Annotated in this window: 21 protein-coding genes; 11 read left to right on the top strand and 10 right to left on the bottom strand. The window is 63.1% G+C overall.

Going from position 1 to position 18509, the window contains the following annotated elements:
* Positions 1 to 6: 6 nt before the first annotated feature.
* From ACQ5BM_RS03680 to ACQ5BM_RS03670, 3 genes are all read left to right on the top strand, one after another.
* Positions 7 to 216 (top strand): hypothetical protein, encoded by a 210-nt coding sequence (locus ACQ5BM_RS03680; RefSeq protein ID WP_429807933.1) that lies wholly within the window; start codon positions 7 to 9, stop codon positions 214 to 216.
* A 33-nt stretch (positions 217 to 249) separates the two neighbouring features.
* On the top strand, positions 250 to 603 hold the full coding sequence (locus ACQ5BM_RS03675) for an MmcQ/YjbR family DNA-binding protein (RefSeq protein ID WP_429807930.1): 354 nt from the start codon (positions 250 to 252) through the stop codon (positions 601 to 603).
* 208 nt (positions 604 to 811) lie between these two features.
* Positions 812 to 1738 (top strand): bestrophin family protein, encoded by a 927-nt coding sequence (locus ACQ5BM_RS03670; protein WP_429807927.1) that lies wholly within the window; start codon positions 812 to 814, stop codon positions 1736 to 1738.
* 60 nt (positions 1739 to 1798) lie between these two features.
* Here ACQ5BM_RS03670 and ACQ5BM_RS03665 read toward each other — a convergent pair whose 3' ends face one another.
* Positions 1799 to 2419, bottom strand: coding sequence for a glutathione S-transferase family protein (locus ACQ5BM_RS03665; RefSeq protein ID WP_429807924.1), 621 nt, complete (start codon positions 2417 to 2419; stop codon positions 1799 to 1801).
* Between the two features lie 230 nt (positions 2420 to 2649).
* Between ACQ5BM_RS03665 and ACQ5BM_RS03660 the strand changes: the two genes are divergently transcribed.
* A complete protein-coding gene (locus ACQ5BM_RS03660) occupies positions 2650 to 3381 on the top strand; it encodes a DUF4198 domain-containing protein (protein WP_429807921.1) in 732 nt (243 codons plus the stop codon).
* Between the two features lie 162 nt (positions 3382 to 3543).
* On the opposite strand, the gene ACQ5BM_RS03655 is transcribed toward ACQ5BM_RS03660, so the two are convergent.
* Positions 3544 to 3915, bottom strand: coding sequence for a DUF4406 domain-containing protein (locus ACQ5BM_RS03655; protein WP_429807918.1), 372 nt, complete (start codon positions 3913 to 3915; stop codon positions 3544 to 3546).
* Between the two features lie 92 nt (positions 3916 to 4007).
* Between ACQ5BM_RS03655 and ACQ5BM_RS03650 the strand changes: the two genes are divergently transcribed.
* Complete coding sequence (locus ACQ5BM_RS03650; RefSeq protein ID WP_429807916.1) at positions 4008 to 4760, top strand: DeoR/GlpR family DNA-binding transcription regulator; 753 nt, start codon at positions 4008 to 4010, stop codon at positions 4758 to 4760.
* A gap of 69 nt (positions 4761 to 4829) precedes the next feature.
* Here the strand turns inward: ACQ5BM_RS03650 and ACQ5BM_RS03645 are convergent, their stop codons facing one another.
* On the bottom strand, positions 4830 to 5837 hold the full coding sequence (locus tag ACQ5BM_RS03645; protein WP_429807914.1) for an asparaginase: 1008 nt from the start codon (positions 5835 to 5837) through the stop codon (positions 4830 to 4832).
* Between the two features lie 71 nt (positions 5838 to 5908).
* Here ACQ5BM_RS03645 and ACQ5BM_RS03640 point away from each other — a divergent pair, with 71 nt between their 5' ends.
* Positions 5909 to 6646: a DUF3750 domain-containing protein gene (locus ACQ5BM_RS03640; RefSeq protein WP_429807911.1), complete on the top strand. Its 738-nt coding sequence runs from the start codon at positions 5909 to 5911 to the stop codon at positions 6644 to 6646.
* Positions 6647 to 7004: 358 nt separating this feature from the next.
* Here the strand turns inward: ACQ5BM_RS03640 and ACQ5BM_RS03635 are convergent, their stop codons facing one another.
* The 3 genes from ACQ5BM_RS03635 to choX form a co-directional block, all read right to left on the bottom strand.
* Positions 7005 to 8003, bottom strand: a complete 999-nt coding sequence (locus ACQ5BM_RS03635) for an NAD(P)H-quinone oxidoreductase (RefSeq protein WP_429807909.1) — start codon at positions 8001 to 8003, stop codon at positions 7005 to 7007.
* A gap of 87 nt (positions 8004 to 8090) precedes the next feature.
* Positions 8091 to 8894 (bottom strand): alpha/beta fold hydrolase, encoded by an 804-nt coding sequence (locus ACQ5BM_RS03630; RefSeq protein WP_429807906.1) that lies wholly within the window; start codon positions 8892 to 8894, stop codon positions 8091 to 8093.
* Positions 8891 to 9805 (bottom strand): choline ABC transporter substrate-binding protein, encoded by a 915-nt coding sequence (gene choX, locus ACQ5BM_RS03625; RefSeq protein WP_429808918.1) that lies wholly within the window; start codon positions 9803 to 9805, stop codon positions 8891 to 8893. The genes ACQ5BM_RS03630 and choX overlap by 4 nt, the downstream gene beginning before the upstream one ends.
* Positions 9806 to 9927: 122 nt before the next feature.
* Between choX and betI (ACQ5BM_RS03620) the strand changes: the two genes are divergently transcribed.
* Entirely contained in the window at positions 9928 to 10515 is a 588-nt protein-coding gene (gene betI / locus ACQ5BM_RS03620) for a choline-binding transcriptional repressor BetI (RefSeq protein WP_429807903.1), read from the top strand.
* A 19-nt stretch (positions 10516 to 10534) separates the two neighbouring features.
* On the opposite strand, the gene ACQ5BM_RS03615 is transcribed toward betI (ACQ5BM_RS03620), so the two are convergent.
* From ACQ5BM_RS03615 to ACQ5BM_RS03605, 3 genes are all read right to left on the bottom strand, one after another.
* The gene (locus ACQ5BM_RS03615) at positions 10535 to 12331 is read right to left on the bottom strand and encodes an EAL domain-containing protein (RefSeq protein WP_429807901.1); all 1797 of its coding nucleotides are present in this window, start codon (positions 12329 to 12331) and stop codon (positions 10535 to 10537) included.
* 220 nt (positions 12332 to 12551) lie between these two features.
* Positions 12552 to 12986: a DUF3995 domain-containing protein gene (locus tag ACQ5BM_RS03610; protein ID WP_429807899.1), complete on the bottom strand. Its 435-nt coding sequence runs from the start codon at positions 12984 to 12986 to the stop codon at positions 12552 to 12554.
* Between the two features lie 37 nt (positions 12987 to 13023).
* On the bottom strand, positions 13024 to 13425 hold the full coding sequence (locus tag ACQ5BM_RS03605; RefSeq protein ID WP_429807896.1) for a hypothetical protein: 402 nt from the start codon (positions 13423 to 13425) through the stop codon (positions 13024 to 13026).
* 86 nt (positions 13426 to 13511) lie between these two features.
* Here ACQ5BM_RS03605 and ACQ5BM_RS03600 point away from each other — a divergent pair, with 86 nt between their 5' ends.
* A complete protein-coding gene (locus ACQ5BM_RS03600; protein ID WP_429807893.1) occupies positions 13512 to 14084 on the top strand; it encodes a TetR/AcrR family transcriptional regulator in 573 nt (190 codons plus the stop codon).
* Between the two features lie 2 nt (positions 14085 to 14086).
* Here ACQ5BM_RS03600 and ACQ5BM_RS03595 read toward each other — a convergent pair whose 3' ends face one another.
* Positions 14087 to 14635, bottom strand: coding sequence for an HdeD family acid-resistance protein (locus ACQ5BM_RS03595; protein ID WP_429807890.1), 549 nt, complete (start codon positions 14633 to 14635; stop codon positions 14087 to 14089).
* Between the two features lie 146 nt (positions 14636 to 14781).
* On the opposite strand from ACQ5BM_RS03595, the gene betI (ACQ5BM_RS03590) reads away from it, so the two are divergent.
* The 3 genes from betI (ACQ5BM_RS03590) to betB are packed head-to-tail and all read left to right on the top strand — an operon-like array spanning position 14782 to position 18411.
* Positions 14782 to 15414 carry a transcriptional regulator BetI gene (gene betI, locus ACQ5BM_RS03590; RefSeq protein ID WP_429807887.1) on the top strand — a complete coding sequence of 211 codons (633 nt, stop codon included), beginning with the start codon at positions 14782 to 14784 and terminating at the stop codon, positions 15412 to 15414.
* Entirely contained in the window at positions 15411 to 16946 is a 1536-nt protein-coding gene (gene betC, locus ACQ5BM_RS03585; RefSeq protein ID WP_429807884.1) for a choline-sulfatase, read from the top strand. Before betI (ACQ5BM_RS03590) ends, betC begins: the two co-directional genes overlap by 4 nt.
* 1 nt (position 16947) lies before the next feature.
* Positions 16948 to 18411, top strand: a complete 1464-nt coding sequence (gene betB, locus ACQ5BM_RS03580) for a betaine-aldehyde dehydrogenase (protein ID WP_429807881.1) — start codon at positions 16948 to 16950, stop codon at positions 18409 to 18411.
* Positions 18412 to 18509 lie beyond the last annotated feature (98 nt).

Raw genomic sequence — 18509 nt, 5'->3', positions numbered from 1 at the left:
TCCGCCATGTTGAAGCTTCTCTCGATGTTGACCGCATTCGCCACTTCGGAAAATCGGAAGCAGGATACGCCACTGGCCTGGGCGCGGGACCCGCTGCAGCACCCGGATCTCGAGCGCATGGACGAACGCGAACTCGGTGATCTGCCCTTCCCCGGCTGGCCCTGGCCCCGCGCGGCCGAATGCGCCGGCGACTGCCTGCAGGCCGGGGGCCGGTGACAAACAAGAAGGGCCTTGTGATAGGCTGACGGGATGACCGAGGACCTCGACCGCAATTTCGCGCGCATCGTCAAGCTGGCGGAAGCCGCCGGCCTGCCGGAGGTTTCGGTCGGCACCTCCTACGGCACGCCGGCGCTGCTGGTGAAGGACAAGAGCTTCGCGCGCATGAAGGATGGCGACACGCTCGTCGTCATGTGCGCGCTTGAGGAAAAAGAAATGCTGCTGGAACTCGATCCGCGGCTCTATTTCGAGACGGACCACTACAGGGGCTGGCCCGCCATGCTCGTCCGACTGTCGGAGATCGACGATGAAAGCCTGACCGGGCGGCTGGTTGCCGCCTGGCGGGAAAAGGCGCCGAAGAAGCTTTCTGCAGGCTTGGGCGGCTGAAATCGGCACTTCTTCGCGTGAGCGCGACATCGGCCGGCACCCTTCGGTGTCAAGCCTGCCCGCCGACCTTTTCGATCAGGCAGCCTTTGCCGTCGACATCCGGGGCGAAAATCTCGATGCTGCAGGCGACGCGATCGGATGATGCGGCCTTCCATTTCAGAGCCAGCGCCTATACCGGTGGAAACGATAGCCGCACAGGTGTTCTTCCATGATCGTTCGCGACCGCCCCAACCTTCTGAAACTGTTCTTCATCCTCAGGGGATCGGTAATTCAGCGGATATTTCCGCAGGTATTGTTCGTCTTCGGACTTTCCGCCTTCGTCGTCTGGGCACACCGCTTCGATCCGCAAATCGTGCCGAGCGTCAACAGCGGCCCGTTCGCACTGCTCGGTATCGCGCTTTCCGTGTTCCTCGGCTTTCGCAACAATGCCTGCTACGACCGCTGGTGGGAGGCGCGAAAGGATTGGGGGCAACTGATCTTCACGTCACGCGATCTTGCCCGCCAGACGCTGATCCTGGACGAGGCGGACGAGACATCGGGGAAAGCGGCGCGGCGGCGCCTGCTCAATCTGACGATCGCGTTTGCCCACGCCCTGGTCTGCCACCTGCGGCCGGGCCACCATGCCACCAGGACGCTCGCGCGGATGCCCGACGATCTGGTTCCCGGCTACACAGCGAGCCGCAATCCGCCGGATTTTCTGTTGCGCGAGATGGGCCGCAACCTTGCCGGTCTGCGTGCTTCCGGCACGGTCAGCGATTTTCAGTGGACACTGCTGGACGGTACGGTCGGCAAGATGTCGGCGACGCTCGCTGCGTGCGAAAGAATCCGCAACACGCCGGTGCCCTTCGGCTATACGCTGCTTCTGCACCGCACCGCCTATCTTTTCTGCTTCCTGCTGCCCTTCGGCTTTGCCGATGCGCTCGGCTGGGCGACGCCCTTCGTCACCGCACTGGTTGCCTATACGTTCTTCGGCCTCGACGCGCTTGGCGACGAGTTGGAGGAGCCGTTCGGCGTCCTGCCGAACGACCTGCCGATCGTGGCACTCGCCGAAACGATCGAGATCAACCTGCGCGAGGCGCTCGGAGAAGCCGACCTTCCGCCCCTGCCGCAACCGAAGAACTACATGCTGATGTGACCAGAGCCGCCCGCGGCCTAGAGCGCGGCACAAAGCGGCCGCGCACCTTTGTGCGACCTGTCAGAGCTTGACCGCCGCCAATACCCGGGCAACGGCCGGACGCGCCGTCATGCGATTGCGGTGATCCAGCACTTTCGGAAAAAGGGCGGGGTCGACGCCATCTGCTTCCAGCCAGCCGGCAATGGTGAAAAGGTAGGGATCGGCGATGGAATAGGCCTCGCCCATGACGAAGGGCCCTTCGAACATTCTGTTCTCGATCAGTTCGAAGCAGGCCGTCATGTTGGATGCGACCTTGGCCTTCATCGCCTCGTGCGCGGCGGGATCGTCCGCCCAACGCGCACCACGGCGACCATGGGCATGGGCGACATGCACCGTAGAGCATAGATAGTTCATGAACGACTGCAGCTGGGCAAAAGCAAACGCATCACCCCTTGGCGCCAGGTTCGCCGCCGGATGCGTCTCAGCGATATAGGTGAGGATCGCCGGCGTTTCGGTGACGACGCCGCGGCCGGTCAAGAGCGCCGGCACCCGGCCCTTCGGGTTTACCGCGAGATAATCGGGCTTGGTCTGTTCGGCGGTCGAGAAATCGACGCGGCGCGCCTCGTAGTCAGCACCAGCCTCCTCCAGCGCGATATGCGAGGCCAACGAGCAGGTCCCCGGTGCATAGAACAATTTCAACACTTTAACTCTCCTCTGCGGTCAGGTGGATCGGATGACTTAGCGTCGATCGAGCCGAGCAAACAGTATCAATACTCGCGAATTGAAGCGAATTCGGGCGAAGTCCAACGGGTTTTCTCCGCTCCTATCCCCGCGCGCGGCCCGCAGAAGAACGGATGTCACCCGGATTGACAAGCGGGAACGGATTTCAATAGAACGTCACTGTTACGTTATAACATTATTCGGAGTTACTTATGAAGACGCTCTTTTCCACCTTCATCGCCGCCAGCCTGTTTGCCGCCGCTGCGACACCCGCCTTTTCCCATGGCGCATGGATCGGCGAACGTTGGGGAACGCTCGCCGTCATCTACGGCCACGGCCCGGCGGACGAAGCCTATGATCCGGCCAAAGTAAAATCGGTCTTGGCGCTTGGCGAGGACGGCAAGGCGCTGCCGGTGACGATCGTGCCCGCCGACAACCACGCCTCACTGAAACTCGGCGGCGAACCCGCAATCGTCGCTCTCGAGTTCGACAACGGCTATTGGAGTGAAGGCGCTGACGGCAAATGGGTGAACAAGCCGAAGAACGAAGTTCCCGGCGCCAAGCAGGCGAGCCATTCCGTCAAATACAGCATCGCGCTGGTGCATGCGCATGGCAGCCTGCCGGACTTCCCGGCACAGCCGCTGCAGATCGTTGCTCTCGACAACCCCATCGGCCTGAAGCCCGGTGAAAGATTTCGCGTCCGCCTCCTGCTCGACGGCAGGCCGCTCGAAGGCAAGGAAATCACGCTGGACTACGCCGGACTGCCCGAGCTCGTCTCCGAAAAGACGGACGCGAATGGTGAGGCAGAAGTGACGCTGCGCAATGCCGGCGTCAACATCCTCGCCGTCAGCCACGCGATTCCGCTCGAAGGTAACGCCGCAGCCGACAAGAAGGGGCTGACGGCCACGCTGACCTTCGTCGCCGAGCCGCACGTGCACGAGTAGACCCGCCTCCCCGGTCATGCCGCAGCTCAGCTAGAACATCCACCCTCTGCTTGAGGGCGGCGTGAAGGATTGAACCGCGCATCGGTCCCGAGGATGACGTGCGGAGGCGTTCAGAAGCCACATACTCGGCCCGGCAGGTTATTCCCGCCGGGCCGTTTTCGGTCAGGCAACGAACGCCTCGCCGCAACCGGGCACATCTTCCAGGCGATGGTAGACGGGTATGCCGCGCTCGCGGGCAATGCGCACATCGTTGTCGGCTCCCTTGCTGTCACCCGGCAAGCGCAGCACAGCATCGCAAAGCGCCAGCAGGCGTCCGGCCACCGGGTGGAAGATTTCCTCGTAGAGCTCATCCCCGACCCGCTCGCCGCCCGCCGCATTCCACACCGGCAGCGCCACCCATTCACCGATCATCGGCACGTGCCCGGCTTTAAACAGCGCATAGGACGGCTCTTCCAGCCGCCTCAGGTTGGCGGCCATCTTGTCCGGATCGTCTCCCGTTCCCGAGCGATAGGGGCCCGCGATCAAAATCAGCATGATTTTCTCCACATTTTTGCACGAAATATCCAGATCATTCTGGATATTTCACGATATTTCGTGCAATATCGTGAAGAGTCAAGGAGGCATTCATGCTGACAACACAGAGACGGGCTTTGATTTCGGCACGCCTGACGCGCGACGGCGAGATCGTCGCCAAGCGTCTGGCGGACGAGTTGAACCTCTCGGAAGACACGATCCGGCGCGATCTCCGCGAAATGGCCGCGGAAGGTTTGTTGAAGCGCGTACATGGCGGCGCGCTGCCGCTGGTGCCGGCGCTACCGAACTTTACGGCACGGCAGGAGATCGCCGGCGACGTCAAACGTCGGCTTGGGCGCAAGGCCGCGGCGATGATCGAGGCGGGCCAGACGATCTTTCTCGACGGCGGTACGAGCAATGCGGAAATCGCGCGGGCACTGCCACGGGAGATGCGGCTGACCGTGGTCACCCACGCCCCGACAATCGCCGCCGAGCTCGAACGCCACGAAGCCGAAGTGATCCTCGTCGGCGGTCGGCTCTACAAGCATTCGATGGTTGCTACGGGAGCGGCCCCCTTGGCCGCCATCGCCGACATTCGGGTCGACCTGTTCTTTCTCGGCGTCACCGCCATTCATCCCGTCCATGGCGTCTCGACCGGCGACTTCGAAGAGGCGGCCGTCAAGCGCACGGTCCTAAAGCAGGCCGCAGATACCTATGTGCTCGCGACGCCTGAGAAATTCGGCGCGGTCTCGCCACACCGCGTGGCTGGGATCGCCGATCTGGCCGGCTTCATCGTGGCTGAGGAAATCGAGAAAGGGGTGTTCGCGCCCTATGACGACGCGAACATCGCGGTGATCAGAGCCTGATGTCGCCGACGGATTGACCCGACCGGGACGCTCGCAGACGCAGGAGCCGAGGTCCTCGGCTCCAACATCTCAGGCGGCGAAAGCCTCAGTCACCCTGACATCGCCGACATGGATGCCGTTCCAGTTCCGCATCGAGTGATTGGCCTGCGCCATCAGGGCCGCATGCAGCTCCGGCTCGTCGCGGAAGAAGCGGGCAAGCGTTGCCGCAACCATGGCCTCTGCCGCCCGCGTCGTGCCGTCCTCGCATTTCAAGGCAATCGCAATGCCCTTCTCCGGAATGGCTGCGCAGAAGACACCCTCGGCGCCGGTCTTGGCGAAGATGCGGCCGGGCGCCGTTTTCATGAGCCGCGTGCAAGCACGCTTGGTGCCGGCAACGAAAAAGGGCTCGGCCATGCAGGCGTCGATCAGCCGCTTGGAGGCGCGCGCACGCTCCGGCGCGAGACCGGCGCCGGTCGCCATCTTCGCAAAGCCGTGCGCCAATCCCTTGAGCGGCACGGCATAGGTCGGGATCGAGCAGCCATCGACGCCGCAATTGTCCTTGGCGAGGATCGCACCCGTCAGGCTTTCCATCGTGCCACGGATTTCCCGCTGCAGCGGATGGTCGTAGCCGACATAGCCCTTTACTTCGGTGCCCGAATGGCAGCAGGCGCAGATGAAGCCCGCGTGTTTGCCGGAGCAATTGTTGTGAAGCGCGGTCGGCGCAACGAGGCTGCGGGCCTGGGCGATCAGCGTCTTCTGGTCGGACGACCAATGGGCGCCGCATTCGAGCGCCGAGACATCACGGCCGGCGGCCGCGAGCATCTTGGCGGCAAGCTCCACATGCTCCGGCTCACCGGAATGCGACGAACAGGCAAGCGCCAGTTCCCTGTTGCCGAAGCCGTAGGTGTCAGCGGCGCCGCTTTCCATCAATGGCAGCGCCTGCATTGCCTTGCAGGCCGAGCGCGGGAAGACGGCGGTGTCGGTATCGCCGAGCGAAAAGACGGTGCGGCCGTCGCCATCGACGGCGATCACGAGGCCGCGATGGCGGCTTTCGACGAGGCTTCCACGGGTGACTTCGACGAGAACGGGATTCGACATGCCTTGCCCTCAAATATCCGAAATTGCTCCGTGCATTTAACAGGATTCCAGCGACAGGAAACGGAGTTTTCATGAAATTCGCCCGCAGGCTCGCCGCCCTCTTTCTGGTCATCTACCTGTTGCCGGCGCTGGCCTCGGCCGGCTGGTGGTACATGCAGGATCGGCCGCAAAGCTGGCGCGATGCCGATTGGTCCTCGGCCGGCATCCTGCCAAAGGCCGCGGAAAGCGCCGATGCGGCCGTCTACGTCTTCTCGGCAACGACCGGCGGCATGAAGGGCGCTGTTGCCAGCCACGCGTGGATCGTGACTAAGGAACAGGGCGCCGCCTCCTACAATCGCTACGACAAGGTCGGTTGGGGCAAGCCGATCCGCCAGAACGCCTATCTGCCTGACGCCCGCTGGTATTCCAACGAACCGCGGCTGGTCGTCTCCGTGACCGGCACCGAAGCCAGCCGACTGATCCCGAAAATCGAGGCGGCCATCGCCGGCTATCCCTATGCCTCGCCCGGCGGCTACCGAATCTGGCCAGGCCCGAACTCCAACACGTTCGTCGCCCATGTGTTGCGCTCCGTGCCGGAACTCGGCGCGGTGCTGCCGCCCGACGCCGTCGGCAGGGATTATCTGCCCGAGGGCAAACTGTTCCAGATCGATGCCGATGGCCGCGACATGCACGCAACGCTTTATGGTGTGGCCGGCATTTCGGCCGGGGCGCGCAGCGGCCTCGAGCTACATTTCTTCGGCCTCGTCGCCGGTTTCGATTTTGCCAGACCTGGCATCAAGATCCCGGCACTTGGGCGTTTCGGGGTCTGATCTGCAAGCTTCGCCATATCTGGAGGCCCGGAAGCGGAATGCCGGAAATGGAAAAGGGCCGCCCGAGGCGACCCTTCCATGAGTTCTGGCCAAGTGAGTGGCCCGGGCTTTAGGCCCGAAGGAAGGCGGGGATCAGGCCGAGGGCTGCCTCGACGTGTTCACCTCTCCCATGCCCTTCACCAAGACCGAAATCTCATTAGACATTGGACCACCTTCCTTTCTGTTCGTTGCTGATGAATTGAAGGTAAGCGATCCGTCTCCAATTACAAGACCGACGATAGTCGGAGATCGCCGCAATCCTCGCGATCACATGAACCTGATGATCGGCGCGATCACAGGGGCCTGATGACCGTTCCGATCACAGGGACATGATGATCTTGCCGATATGGTCGCCGCCCTCCATCTGGCGATGGCTGTCGGAAACCGCGCTGAAGGGCAGGACCGAATGGATGATCGGCGCAACCTTGCCCGCCTCCAGCAGCGGCCAGACCTTCTCCCTAAGGCCGTCGCGGATCGCCTGCTTCTCCGCCGCCGTGCGCGGGCGAAGGGCCGAGCCCATGACATGGAGCCGTTTCGTCAGGATCGGCGCGATGTTCGCCCCTTCGACCTTGGCGCCGCCGAGGAAGGCGATGATCGACAGGCGTCCGTCTTTCGCAAGCGATGCAATGTTACGATCGAAGTAGCGCCCGCCAACCATGTCAAGGATGACGTCGACGCCGCGTCCGCCTGTTTCCTCGAGCGCGACGACCTTGAAGTCCTCGTCGCGATAGTTGATCGCGCGCTTGGCACCCAGCGCCTCGCAGGCCCGGCATTTCTCGGCGCTGCCGGCGGTGACGAGAACCTCGGCACCAAAGGCCTTGGCGAGTTGGATCGCCGTCGTGCCGATGCCGCTCGAGCCACCATGGACGAGGATCGTCTCGCCCGCCTTAAGGCCGGCCATGTCGAAGACATTGGCCCAGACGGTGAAGAATGTTTCCGGCAGGGCGGCCGCCTTCACCGCGTCATAGCCCTTCGGCCAGGCGAGCGCCTGGGTCGCGGGCACTGCCGCATATTCCGCATAGCCGCCGCCATTGGCGAGCGCGCAGACCTTGTCGCCGATCCGAAAGCCCTCGGCTCCCTCGCCCAACGCCACGATCTCGCCCGCCACTTCGAGCCCGAGGATCGGGCTTGCGCCCGGCGGCGGCGGATAGTCGCCCTTGCGTTGCAACACATCGGGACGGTTGATGCCGGCCGCCTCCACCTTAACGAGGATATCGCCGGGCTTGACGTCAGGCAACGGCCCCTTCTTCAGGACCATGTTTTCCGGTCCGCCCGGAGCCGGAAGATCGACGAAATTCATTTCTGACGGAAGGGACATGGCATCACCTCATGCTCGCTGATGTGCCACATCTAGCGCCGGCAATGCGTCGCGGAAAGAACTTCCTTCGAATCGATAGAGCTGCCTTCAGCCGACAAAGGCGAGTATGTGTTCGGCCACAAGGACGGGGCTCTCCCAATGCGGGTTGTGGCCGTGTCCGTCCAGCGTGATCGAGCGGGCCGAGCCGAGGGTGGCGGCAAGCTGCTGGCGATGCCCGGCATCGAAAAGCGGATCCTCGCTGCCGGCGATCGCAAGCACCGGCATCCGCAGTTGCCGCGCACTGGCGCGCAGGTCCGTGGCTGCAAGGCCGTCTAGGATGGTGCGCCACATTCGGGTCGGTATGTCCGCGGCCTCGTCGCGCATGTAACCCAGAAATTCGCCATCGACCGGACGGCTGCAGGCGTGCCAGCTGTCGAAGAATGCATTGTCCCGATGAAGCGGATCCTTCAGCGCGCGGATCGCCTGCGCCGTCGGATTGGTCGCGTCGAGCCCGGGTTGCAGGGTGCCGGACAGCAGGACGAGCGCGCGGACCAGATCCGGCCGCAGGGCGGCAAAGGCGATTGCTGTCATCGCCCCCATGGAATGGCCGACGACAACGACGTCGTTTAGCGCCAGCCGGCCTGCCAGGCAATCGAGGTCCCGAGCGAAATCGGCAACAGTCGCCCCCTGCCCCGCGTGCGAGGCGCCGTGTCCGGCAAGATCGGGAATGATGAGGCGACGGCCGGGCAGATGGGGCACAATTAGCGAGAAACTGCGACTGCTGTCAGAATAGCCGTGCAGAAGCAACAGCACCGGACCTTCGCCCTGATCGACATAGGCGAACTGACGCCCGCCAGGCAGTTCGAGCCGCCTCTTCAGTGAAGCCCAGTGCTGTTGGTCGATGCCGGTCACAGCCCGAGCGCGGCCTTGACCGCGGCAGAACCCGGCTGCCCATCGAATGTCGTCACGCCGGCGAGCCAGGCGTCGAGCCGCTGCGGTTCCTCCTTGATCGCCTTTTGCCCGGCCTCATCCGGCGCCAGCCCATCGTTCATCAGGTACCCCATGCCGCGGTTCTCGAAGTCGACGTCGAACACCAGATTGTTGAGGAGTTTCGCCACGTTCGGGCACTCCTGCAGGTAGCCTTTGCGCACCTGGGTCGAAACGGTCGCCGCGCCAAAATCCGGCCCGTAGAACTTGTCGCCGCCGGTCAGATACTTGATCGAGAGCGCCGTGTTCATCGGATGTGGCGCCCAGCCCTGAAACACGACGAAAGATTTGCCGCGAACGCGGCGGGTGACCTCCGCCAACATCCCCTGTTCGCTCGATTCGACCACTTCCCAGCCATCGAGACCGAGACTCGGATCCTTGATCGCATCGAGCATCAGCTGATTGGAGCCCGGCTCGATGCCGTACATCTTCTTCTCGAACCTGTCGGCGAAGGTCTTCAGGTCGGCGAAGTCCTTGACGCCAGCGTCCCAGACATAATCGGGCACGGCGAATGTATATTTCGCGCCCTTGAGGTTGGTGCGCACGGTCTCAACCGAACCGTCGTCCTTGTAGGGCTTGTAATAGCTCACCATCGCCGGATCCCAATAGCCGAGAAAGACGTCGAGATCGCCGCTACGCAGGCTGGTGTAGATGACATCGATGCCGAGCAGCTTGCTCTCCGGCTCATAGCCAAGCGCCTTCAGCACCGTCAGCCCCACGCCCGTGGTGAAGGCCAGGTCGTTCCACCCGGGCTCTGCGAGCCGCACGCGTCGACAGGCTTCGGGGTCGCCGGCAAGGACCGGGCTGGCGGCGGCAATGAGCGCAACGGTGGACATCAAAAGTTTCATGCCTGGCATCGCATCCTCCGTATTGTCCCTGGGGACTAAAAATTGACCCATGGGTCAACAATTGATCTTTCCGGAAAGTTTGTCAATGTGAGAATCGTTTGGAGAGGCCTATGCGACTGACAAAGATAAGCGAGATCAGGCGGCGCGAGCTGCGCCGGGCTGCCTTCGAGGTGCTGCAAAAAGAGGGCATGGCCGGCGCGACGCTGGAGAAGGTGGCAATGCATGCCGGCGCCTCCAAAGGCATCGTGCTGCATTATTTCGCCAACAAGCAGGAGCTCTTCGAACATGCGATGCGCGAGGCGAATGCCGCGCTGAAGGAAGCGGTAGTCGAACGGCTGAACCGGGCGCGCACGCCCCGCGAGCGGCTAGAGGCAATCATCGAGGCGAATTTCGAAGACCGCTTCTTCCAGCCCTCGGTCTGCCACGCCTGGCTTTCGCTCTGCGCGGAGGTGCCACGCGAGCCGCAGTTCGCCCGCATCCAGAAGGTCATTCACGCCCGTATGCGCTCGAACCTTCTCTCCGCCCTGGCGCATCTCCTGCCGCCAGACGAATGCGAGGCCGCGGCGCTCGGCATCACCTCGCTGATCGATGGGCTATGGCTGCGGCTCGGTTTGCAATCAGGCGGGCTGACGCGCGACGTAGCGCTCGCGCAGATGCGTGACTATCTCGCCCACCGCCTGCCCGCTAAGGCGACCTGAACGGTTCTTTGTTTAAGCTTCAACCGCCGATCGCGTCCATGACGAGCCCGGCTTCGCTGGCCTTGGCGCGGGACTTGATTTCGGCGATACGGGCGCTGACGACCTGGGCGTCGGAAAAGACGAAGCCTTCCGGCAGCCCGAGCACCGCGATCGAGCAGCGCATCAGCGGAAATTCCTTCGGCGAGCCGTCGCGGCCATAGCCGCTGATGCACCCTTCCGCCTGATGCTCCGGCGAATAGAGCTGGCGCACGTCGGAACGGAAGTCATCGAGCAGGCGGTTCAGCACCGCCTCCAGTTCCTCGACCGTACAGCCGCTGACGCCGACGAAGAAATCATCGCCGCCGACATGGCCGAGGAACTTTTCCTCGCCGATGAAGTGCCGGCGCAAGAGCGCGGCGAAGAGCGTGATCGCGAGATCGCCTTTCTGGAAACCGTAGGTGTCGTTGAAGGGTTTGAAGTCGTCGAAGTCGCAATAGCAAAAGTAACGCGCCTGATCGCCGTCGAGGATCGCGTCCTGGACGTAGTCGCGGATGGCGCGGTTGCCGGGAAGCCCCGTCAACGGATTCTGCTCCTGCGCCATCTTCAGCTGCTTTTCGTTGATGATCTTCAGAAGCGACGAAGCCGAGAGCGTGCCGGCATAGCGCATGTTCTCCGTCAGAATCAGACAATCGCTGCCGTCCATGCCGGCAAAGATCTTCAGCATCTCGTCCGCGGGCGTATCGAGATCGGCGATCGGCGCCGGGCTGACGAAATGCGAGATCCGCCGCTGGTAGATCCTGTTCTTCAGGAGATCGCGGCCGAAGGGGTGATAGATCAGCTCCTTGACGTGATATTCGTGCAGGATGCCGCGCGGTTCGCCATTGGCGTTGAGCACCGGGAAAAAACCCTGGCGCGGGTTCCGCCGGAAGAGATCGAAGACGGAATCGAGCTCGTCGCTTTCGCGCACCGTCGGGAGCTGCTCGATCTGCTTGCGGATCAGGATGCCGTCAAGCGAGGACGAGGAGCGTCTGCCGCTCACGCTCTGATCGAGATGCGGATAGGCCGGCAGAAGCTCGCTGAGATGTGTCGTCGGCCGGGCGACGTAATAGCCCTGCACGAGGTCGCAGCCGAGATCGCGGCAGGTGAGGAACTCCGCCTCCGTCTCGACGCCCTCGGCGATGACCCGCGTGCCGAGCACGTGGGCTGTGTTGACGGTATGGCGGACGAGATGGCGCTTGCGGGCATCCGCTTCGATGCCGGAGATGAAATGCCGGTCGATCTTTACATAGTCGACGGGCTGGTCGCAGAGCAGCTTCAACCCGTTGAAACCCGCGCCGAAATCGTCAATGGCGAGCTTGAAGCCGGCAAGCCTGAGGTCGCGCACGAGTGCGGAAAAATCCGGCATCTTGCCGCCGTCGAAACGCTCGGAAAGCTCGAAGCAGAGCGACGATGGGGCAATGTTGGCGCGCTTCAAGTGGTTGACGAGCCGCTCGACGATATCGCCCTCGCCGCCGACGAGGCGCGAGTCGAAATTCAGAAACAGCGTACGGGCGGAATGATCGGGAAGCGTCGCGAAGCCGGCGACGGCGCGGCTGTTGATCATGTGCTCCAACGCCAGAAGCTGCCCCGCCTCTTCCGCCTTGTCGAGCAGCTCCAATGGCGAGGCAAAGCCCAGCTTGTGGAAGCCGCGCATCAGGGATTCGTAACCGAAGACGGTGCCGGTCGCGGCTTCTGCGATCGGCTGGAAGGCGCTCTCGATCACCAGCTTGGCGAGCGTGACGATCTGGTCGTCGCCGAACCGGCGCAGCGAGAGGATTTCGGCGGGGGCGGCGGACATGCCGGGCTCCAGAGGCTTAAGAACGGACGATCGGACACCGGCAGCATGGCTCCCAAGAGTCAACGAAGTCTTTCCCCATTATGAAGCTTTGATGAAAGCTATGCGACAGCCGCAATCGCCCAAAACAAATCAAAACACTCTAATGAAATCAGTAGTTTCATGAGCGATTGCTGCCATGGGTCAACGTCCGCCCGGATATCGATCCTCGACCGGGATCGGGTCAGGCGAGAGCAAGCAGCGCCAGGTATCCGGTACCGATAACCAGGCAGAGGGGACCGTAAATGCGGCGGTCGAGCGTCGCGAAGGGTTCGGTGCCGTGGCGTCGGTGAAAGGCCGTCGTGAAAGCCAACACCCCGCGGACGACAAAGATGGCCGCAAGCACGGCAAGGCCGCTATAGGCCAACATCGGCGGCAACGCCCCCTTCAAGATGGGTGTGACGAACAACGGCACAAGCGCTGCGGCGAAAATGAGCGCGGCAACGACGAACGTCAGCCAGACCGGCGGCATCACCGAGCGATGTTTTGTCCCGACCACTGTGCGCACCAGCGATGCCTCGTCGTGACAGGGCCAAAGCCCGCCCAGTGCCCAATAGGCGTGCAGCCCGGCGATACCGGCAAGAACGAGGAAAAGCAGGATCGAGATCGCCGTCAACATGGCAGGTACCTCTTTTCGCCTGTTTGTGGAAGCCGCCTCAGGCGGCCGTGGTTGATGGAGGCCTTCTGCCCGGCCGCGCGCCGATCGCCGCGAGTGCGGCCATGGCGGCGAAGGCCAACCATTGCGGCGTGGTCCAGAGAGAGCCGAGATAAGCCAAACCATAGCTGATGAAGAGGGCCGCGTAGGCGAGATATTGCGCGATCACCGCACCTGCCAGGGATACGCGATAACGCCCGTTCGCGGCGGCAAACAGTAGCGCCAGACTGTTGATCAGGAGGATGGCGCTCGTCGCGTGCCAGAGAAGCGAGACATAGGTCTGCAGCAGCGGCGGTGGGCTGCTTGCTAGCAAGGGCACATGCACCTCGGGCCCGCCGGCGAAGAGATGGATACCCGTAGTCACCAGGGACAGAACGCCCGCCACCAGAAGCCATCCGTTCATGAGTTCATCTCCACTCGTCACCATACGGCAGCGTATGTACGCCGCCAAGTTGCGTTGGTCAATACGGCGGCGTATGGAAAGCCATGATGACAAAAGACACCCTCACGAGCGATGACTGGATCAAGGCCGCGTTCCGCGCTTTGACGGCGGGCGGCGTGCAGGCGATCCGCGCCGAGGCGATTGCCCGTGACCTGAAGGTCAGCAAGGGTTCTTTCTATTGGCATTTCAAGGACGTGGCGGACTTGAAGGCAAAGATGCTTGCCCATTGGGCGTGCGAAGCGACCGACGCCATCATCGCCGAGGTCGAAGCCTCCCAACTGCCGGCGGAAGACCGTTTGCGGCTCCTGGTGCTCGCCGCGACGGATGACCGCACCCTCCCCTATGGCGGGCTGCTTGCCGACAGCGCCGTGCGCGAATGGGCGCGCTTCGACGCCGTCGCCGCAATGACCCTCAAATCAGTCGACGAACGCCGCCTTGGCTACATCGCCGATCTGCTCGGCCTTTGCGGATTTTCGGCAAAGGGCGGCCGCAGTGGCGCCAGCGCGCTCTACGGCGCGCTGATCGGCCTTGAGGCGCTCGCCGCAAACGGCCTGGCCGATCTGCGCGCCGATCTGCTCCGGCTGCTCGAAGCGCTGCTCGACAACCGTGCCACGCGCTAGACTCAGCCCTTCGCCAGCACGCCGAAAGCGATCAGCGACAGACCCTGCATGACGAGGTCGACGGCCAGGAACAGGCCGAGGATCCAGAGGCTGTTGACCGGCCAGCCGGCAGCAATGATCAGGCCGGCCGCAAGTGTGACCAGACCGCCGAGTGCCACCCAGCCCCAGCCCTGCACCGGCCGGAGCTTGAGACCGACCCAAACGCGGAAGCAGCCGGCGACGATCAGCGCGATCGCCATCACGAAGGTCAGGAAGGACGAGGCGAGCAGGGGATTGATGAAGGCGAAGAGGCCGGCGATCGTATAGCAGGCGCCGCTGAGGCTCCAGTAGAGCACGCTGTCCCAGCCCTTGACCTGGAAGGCGTGGGCGAGATTGAAAAGCCCGCCGACCAGCATGATGATCCCGACATAGTAGACCGAAGCGACGGTGGCCATCAGCAGATTGCCGAAGGCGAGACCACCGCACATGATCAACAGCACGCCGAGTGCTACGAACCATCCCCATTTGCCGGCAATCGCTGTCTTGTCGGCCTGATCGAACGCATGGGACATTTCAACCTCCAGTTCTTATGAGCGCAGGATCGCTACCGGGAGGATTGAGCCGGATTTCTTCGGAAAAGGAAAGCAAAAACACCGAAGATTTTTATTGATTGATGAGTCAATCAAAAATAAACTTACCAACGTCAGGGGAGAGAAGGATGCCGAAGGTCGGAATGGAGCCGGTGCGCCGCAAGGCGCTGGTGGACGCAGCACTTCGCGTGATCGGCGACCAGGGCACGCTGACCGTGACCATGTCCGAGATCGCCCGCCATGCCGGCGTCTCCCCTGCCCTCGCCCACCACTATTTCGGCAGCAAGGAACAATTGCTGATCGAGACGATCCGAAGCCTATTAAGGCAGTTGCGCGACGACACGGTGACGGCGCTTCGCACGGTGGCGGGCCCGCGCGAAAGGCTGAGCGCGCTCATCCGCGTCTCCTTCCAGGCAAGCCAGTTCGCCCCCGACACCATCGCCGCATGGCTCGCCTTCTATTCGGAGGCGCAAAGGTCGGAAGAGGTGCGGCGGCTGCTCGTCGTCTATGCCCGGCGCCTGCGCTCCAATCTGATGGCGAGCCTCAAGGCGCTTTGTACCGATGATGACGCGGAACGCATCGCCGAAGGCGCTGCTGCGATGATCGACGGACTTTATATCCGCCAGAGTCTGCACTCCGCGCCGATCAGCATCGAAGCCTCGATCGCGCTTACCGAAGACTACGTCACCTCGCACATCGATCGGCTCAATCGCCGGGGGCTCGCTCAACACGGCCCCAATCACCAGGGAACGGCCGCATGACCGCAAGACCGAACATCCTGATCATCATGGCCGACCAGTTGAACGGAAAATTCTTTCCGGATGGACCGGCCGCGTTCCTGCATGCGCCGAACCTGAACGCGCTCGCCGCCCGCTCGGCCCGCTTCCGCAACAACTACACCTCGTCGCCGCTCTGTGCGCCTGCCCGCGCTTCCTTCATGGCCGGGCAATTGCCGAGCCGCACCCGCGTCTATGACAATGCCGCCGAGTACCAGTCCTCGATCCCGACCTATGCGCATCACCTGCGCCGCGCCGGCTACTACACGGCGCTTTCCGGCAAGATGCACTTCGTCGGCCCGGACCAGTTGCACGGCTTCGAGGAACGGCTGACGACCGACATCTACCCGGCCGATTTCGGCTGGACGCCGGACTATCGCAAGCCGGGCGAGCGCATTGACTGGTGGTACCACAATCTCGGCTCGGTCACCGGCGCCGGCGTAGCCGAGATCACCAATCAGATGGAGTATGACGACGAGGTCGCCTTCCTCGCCAACCAGAAGCTCTACCAGCTCTCGCGCGAGAACGACGATGCGGACCGCCGCCCCTGGTGCCTGACCGTCTCCTTCACCCACCCGCACGATCCGTATGTCGCGCGGAAGAAGTTCTGGGACCTCTACGAGGACTGCGAACATCTGCTGCCCGAGGTCGGCATGCTGCCGGAGCACCAGCAGGATCCGCATTCCAGGCGCATCATGCATTCCTGCGACTACGGCAATTTCGACCTGACGGAAGACAATATCCGCCGTTCGCGCAGGGCCTACTTCGCCAACATCTCCTATCTCGACGAGAAGGTCGGCGAACTCTTGGACACGCTGACGCGCACCCGCATGCTTGACGACACGCTGATCCTTTTCTGCTCGGATCACGGCGACATGCTCGGCGAGCGCGGCCTGTGGTTCAAGATGAACTTTTTCGAGGGCTCGGCCCGCGTGCCGCTGATGGTCGCCGGTCCGGGCGTCCCCCCGGGCCTGCACCTGGCGCCGACCTCAAATCTCGACGTAACGCCGACGCTTGCCGATCTCGCCGGCATTTCGCTGGATGAGGTCAAGCCCTGGACCGACGGCATCAGCCTCGTGCCCATGATCAACGGCGAGGAACGCTCGGAACCGGTGTTGATGGAATATGCAGCGGAAGCGTCCTATGCGCCGCTCGTCGCCATCCGCGAAGGCAAGTGGAAATACGTCCACTGCGCGCTCGATACCGATCAGCTCTACGATCTCGATGCGGATCCGCTGGAACTCAAGAATCTCGCCGCCAATCCGGAAACGCCGGTGCAGGCGGCGACGCTGCAGGCGTTCCGCGACATGTGCGCCGCCCATTGGGACATGGAAGCCTTCGATGCGGCCGTGCGCGAAAGCCAGGCGCGGCGCTGGGTCGTCTACGAGGCCCTCCGCAACGGCGCCTATTACCCCTGGGATCACCAGCCGCTGCAGAAAGCATCCGAGCGCTATATGCGCAACCATATGAACCTCGACAATCTCGAGGAATCCAAACGCTATCCGCGAGGAGAATGAGATGAAAGCCCAACCGCAAGCCTCGCATTTCATCGACGGCGAATATGTCGAGGACATCGCCGGCACCGTCATCGAGAGCATCTATCCGGCGACCGGCGAAGTGATCGCGCGCCTCCATGCGGCAACGCCCGCGATCGTCGAGAAGGCGATCGCCGCGGCCAAGCGCGCCCAGCCGGAATGGGCGGCGATGAGCCCGACGGCCCGCGGCCGAATCCTTAAGCGCGCGGCCGAGATCATGCGCGAGCGCAACCGCGAGCTCTCCGAGCTTGAGACGTTAGACACCGGCAAGCCGATCCAGGAGACGATCGTCGCCGATCCGACATCGGGCGCCGACAGCTTCGAATTCTTCGGCGGTGTCATCGCCACCGCGCTCAACGGTGATTATATCCCGCTCGGCGGCGACTTTGCCTATACCAAGCGCGTGCCGCTCGGCGTCTGCGTCGGCATCGGCGCCTGGAACTATCCGCAGCAGATCGCCTGCTGGAAGGGCGCACCGGCGCTGGCTGCCGGCAATTCCATGGTCTTCAAACCTTCGGAGAATACCCCGCTCGGCGCCCTGAAGATCGCTGAAATCCTGATCGAAGCCGGCCTGCCGAAGGGACTCTACAACGTCATCCAGGGCGATCGCACGACCGGTCCGCTGCTCGTCAACCATCCTGACGTCGCCAAGGTGTCGCTGACCGGCTCGGTGCCGACCGGCAAGAAGGTTGCCGGTGCCGCCGCTGCCGAGCTCAAGCACGTCACCATGGAACTCGGAGGCAAGTCGCCGCTGATCGTCTTCGACGATGCCGATCTCGAAAGCGCCATCGGCGGCGCCATGCTCGGCAATTTCTATTCGACCGGGCAGGTCTGCTCCAACGGCACCCGCGTCTTCGTCCAGAAGGGCATCAAGGAGCAGTTCCTGACGCGGCTCAAAGCCCGCACCGAGGCGATCGTCATCGGCGACCCGATGGATGAGGCAACGCAGCTCGGGCCGATGGTTTCCATGCCGCAGCGCGACAAGGTCTTTTCCTATATCGAGAAGGGCAAGGCCGAAGGCGCGCGGCTCGTGACTGGCGGCGGCATTCCGAATGCCGTCAACGCAGACGGCACCTATATCCAGCCGACGGTCTTTGCCGATGTCACCGACGACATGACGATCGCCCGCGAGGAGATCTTCGGGCCCGTGATGTGCGTGCTCGACTTCGACGACGAAGCCGAGGTGATCGCGCGAGCCAATGCGACCGAATTCGGCCTTTCGGCAGGCGTCTTCACCGCCGATATCACCCGCGCGCACCGCGTCGTCGATCAGCTCGAGGCCGGCACGCTGTGGATCAACACCTACAATCTCTGCCCGGTGGAGATCCCCTTCGGCGGTTCGAAGCAGTCCGGCTTCGGCCGTGAGAATTCGGTCGCCGCGCTCAACCACTACAGCGAGCTGAAGACCGTCTATGTCGGCATGGGGCCGGTGCAGTCGCCGTATTGAGATTGGGGTTTGCCCTCACCCTAGCCTTCTCCCCGCAAGCGGGGAGAAGGTGCCGGCAGGCGGATGAGGGGCGCATCCCATCACCCGCGCGGATGACG

This window comes from Ensifer sp. B1-9 (assembly GCF_050474445.1).
In the GTDB taxonomy this organism is placed as follows: Bacteria; Pseudomonadota; Alphaproteobacteria; order Rhizobiales; family Rhizobiaceae; genus Ensifer.
The sequence above is the reverse complement of the archived record's forward strand: the minus strand, read 5'-3'. Positions and strand labels throughout refer to the sequence as shown.

Excerpts from the sequence above, each read along its gene's own strand:
- ACQ5BM_RS03640 (WP_429807911.1), top strand. The coding sequence starts at position 5,909 with ATGAAATTCGCCCGCAGGCTCGCCGCCCTCTTTCTGGTCATCTACCTG.
- ACQ5BM_RS03635 (WP_429807909.1), bottom strand. The coding sequence starts at position 8,003 with ATGTCCCTTCCGTCAGAAATGAATTTCGTCGATCTTCCGGCTCCGGGC.
- ACQ5BM_RS03605 (WP_429807896.1), bottom strand. The coding sequence starts at position 13,425 with ATGAACGGATGGCTTCTGGTGGCGGGCGTTCTGTCCCTGGTGACTACG.
- ACQ5BM_RS03675 (WP_429807930.1), top strand. The coding sequence starts at position 250 with ATGACCGAGGACCTCGACCGCAATTTCGCGCGCATCGTCAAGCTGGCG.
- ACQ5BM_RS03600 (WP_429807893.1), top strand. The coding sequence starts at position 13,512 with ATGACAAAAGACACCCTCACGAGCGATGACTGGATCAAGGCCGCGTTC.
- ACQ5BM_RS03610 (WP_429807899.1), bottom strand. The coding sequence starts at position 12,986 with ATGTTGACGGCGATCTCGATCCTGCTTTTCCTCGTTCTTGCCGGTATC.
- ACQ5BM_RS03650 (WP_429807916.1), top strand. The coding sequence starts at position 4,008 with ATGCTGACAACACAGAGACGGGCTTTGATTTCGGCACGCCTGACGCGC.
- ACQ5BM_RS03645 (WP_429807914.1), bottom strand. The coding sequence starts at position 5,837 with ATGTCGAATCCCGTTCTCGTCGAAGTCACCCGTGGAAGCCTCGTCGAA.
- choX (WP_429808918.1), bottom strand. The coding sequence starts at position 9,805 with ATGTCCACCGTTGCGCTCATTGCCGCCGCCAGCCCGGTCCTTGCCGGC.
- ACQ5BM_RS03595 (WP_429807890.1), bottom strand. The coding sequence starts at position 14,635 with ATGTCCCATGCGTTCGATCAGGCCGACAAGACAGCGATTGCCGGCAAA.
- ACQ5BM_RS03670 (WP_429807927.1), top strand. The coding sequence starts at position 812 with ATGATCGTTCGCGACCGCCCCAACCTTCTGAAACTGTTCTTCATCCTC.
- ACQ5BM_RS03655 (WP_429807918.1), bottom strand. The coding sequence starts at position 3,915 with ATGCTGATTTTGATCGCGGGCCCCTATCGCTCGGGAACGGGAGACGAT.
- ACQ5BM_RS03680 (WP_429807933.1), top strand. The coding sequence starts at position 7 with ATGTTGAAGCTTCTCTCGATGTTGACCGCATTCGCCACTTCGGAAAAT.
- ACQ5BM_RS03615 (WP_429807901.1), bottom strand. The coding sequence starts at position 12,331 with ATGTCCGCCGCCCCCGCCGAAATCCTCTCGCTGCGCCGGTTCGGCGAC.
- betI (WP_429807887.1), top strand. The coding sequence starts at position 14,782 with ATGCCGAAGGTCGGAATGGAGCCGGTGCGCCGCAAGGCGCTGGTGGAC.
- ACQ5BM_RS03660 (WP_429807921.1), top strand. The coding sequence starts at position 2,650 with ATGAAGACGCTCTTTTCCACCTTCATCGCCGCCAGCCTGTTTGCCGCC.
- betI (WP_429807903.1), top strand. The coding sequence starts at position 9,928 with ATGCGACTGACAAAGATAAGCGAGATCAGGCGGCGCGAGCTGCGCCGG.
- betC (WP_429807884.1), top strand. The coding sequence starts at position 15,411 with ATGACCGCAAGACCGAACATCCTGATCATCATGGCCGACCAGTTGAAC.
- betB (WP_429807881.1), top strand. The coding sequence starts at position 16,948 with ATGAAAGCCCAACCGCAAGCCTCGCATTTCATCGACGGCGAATATGTC.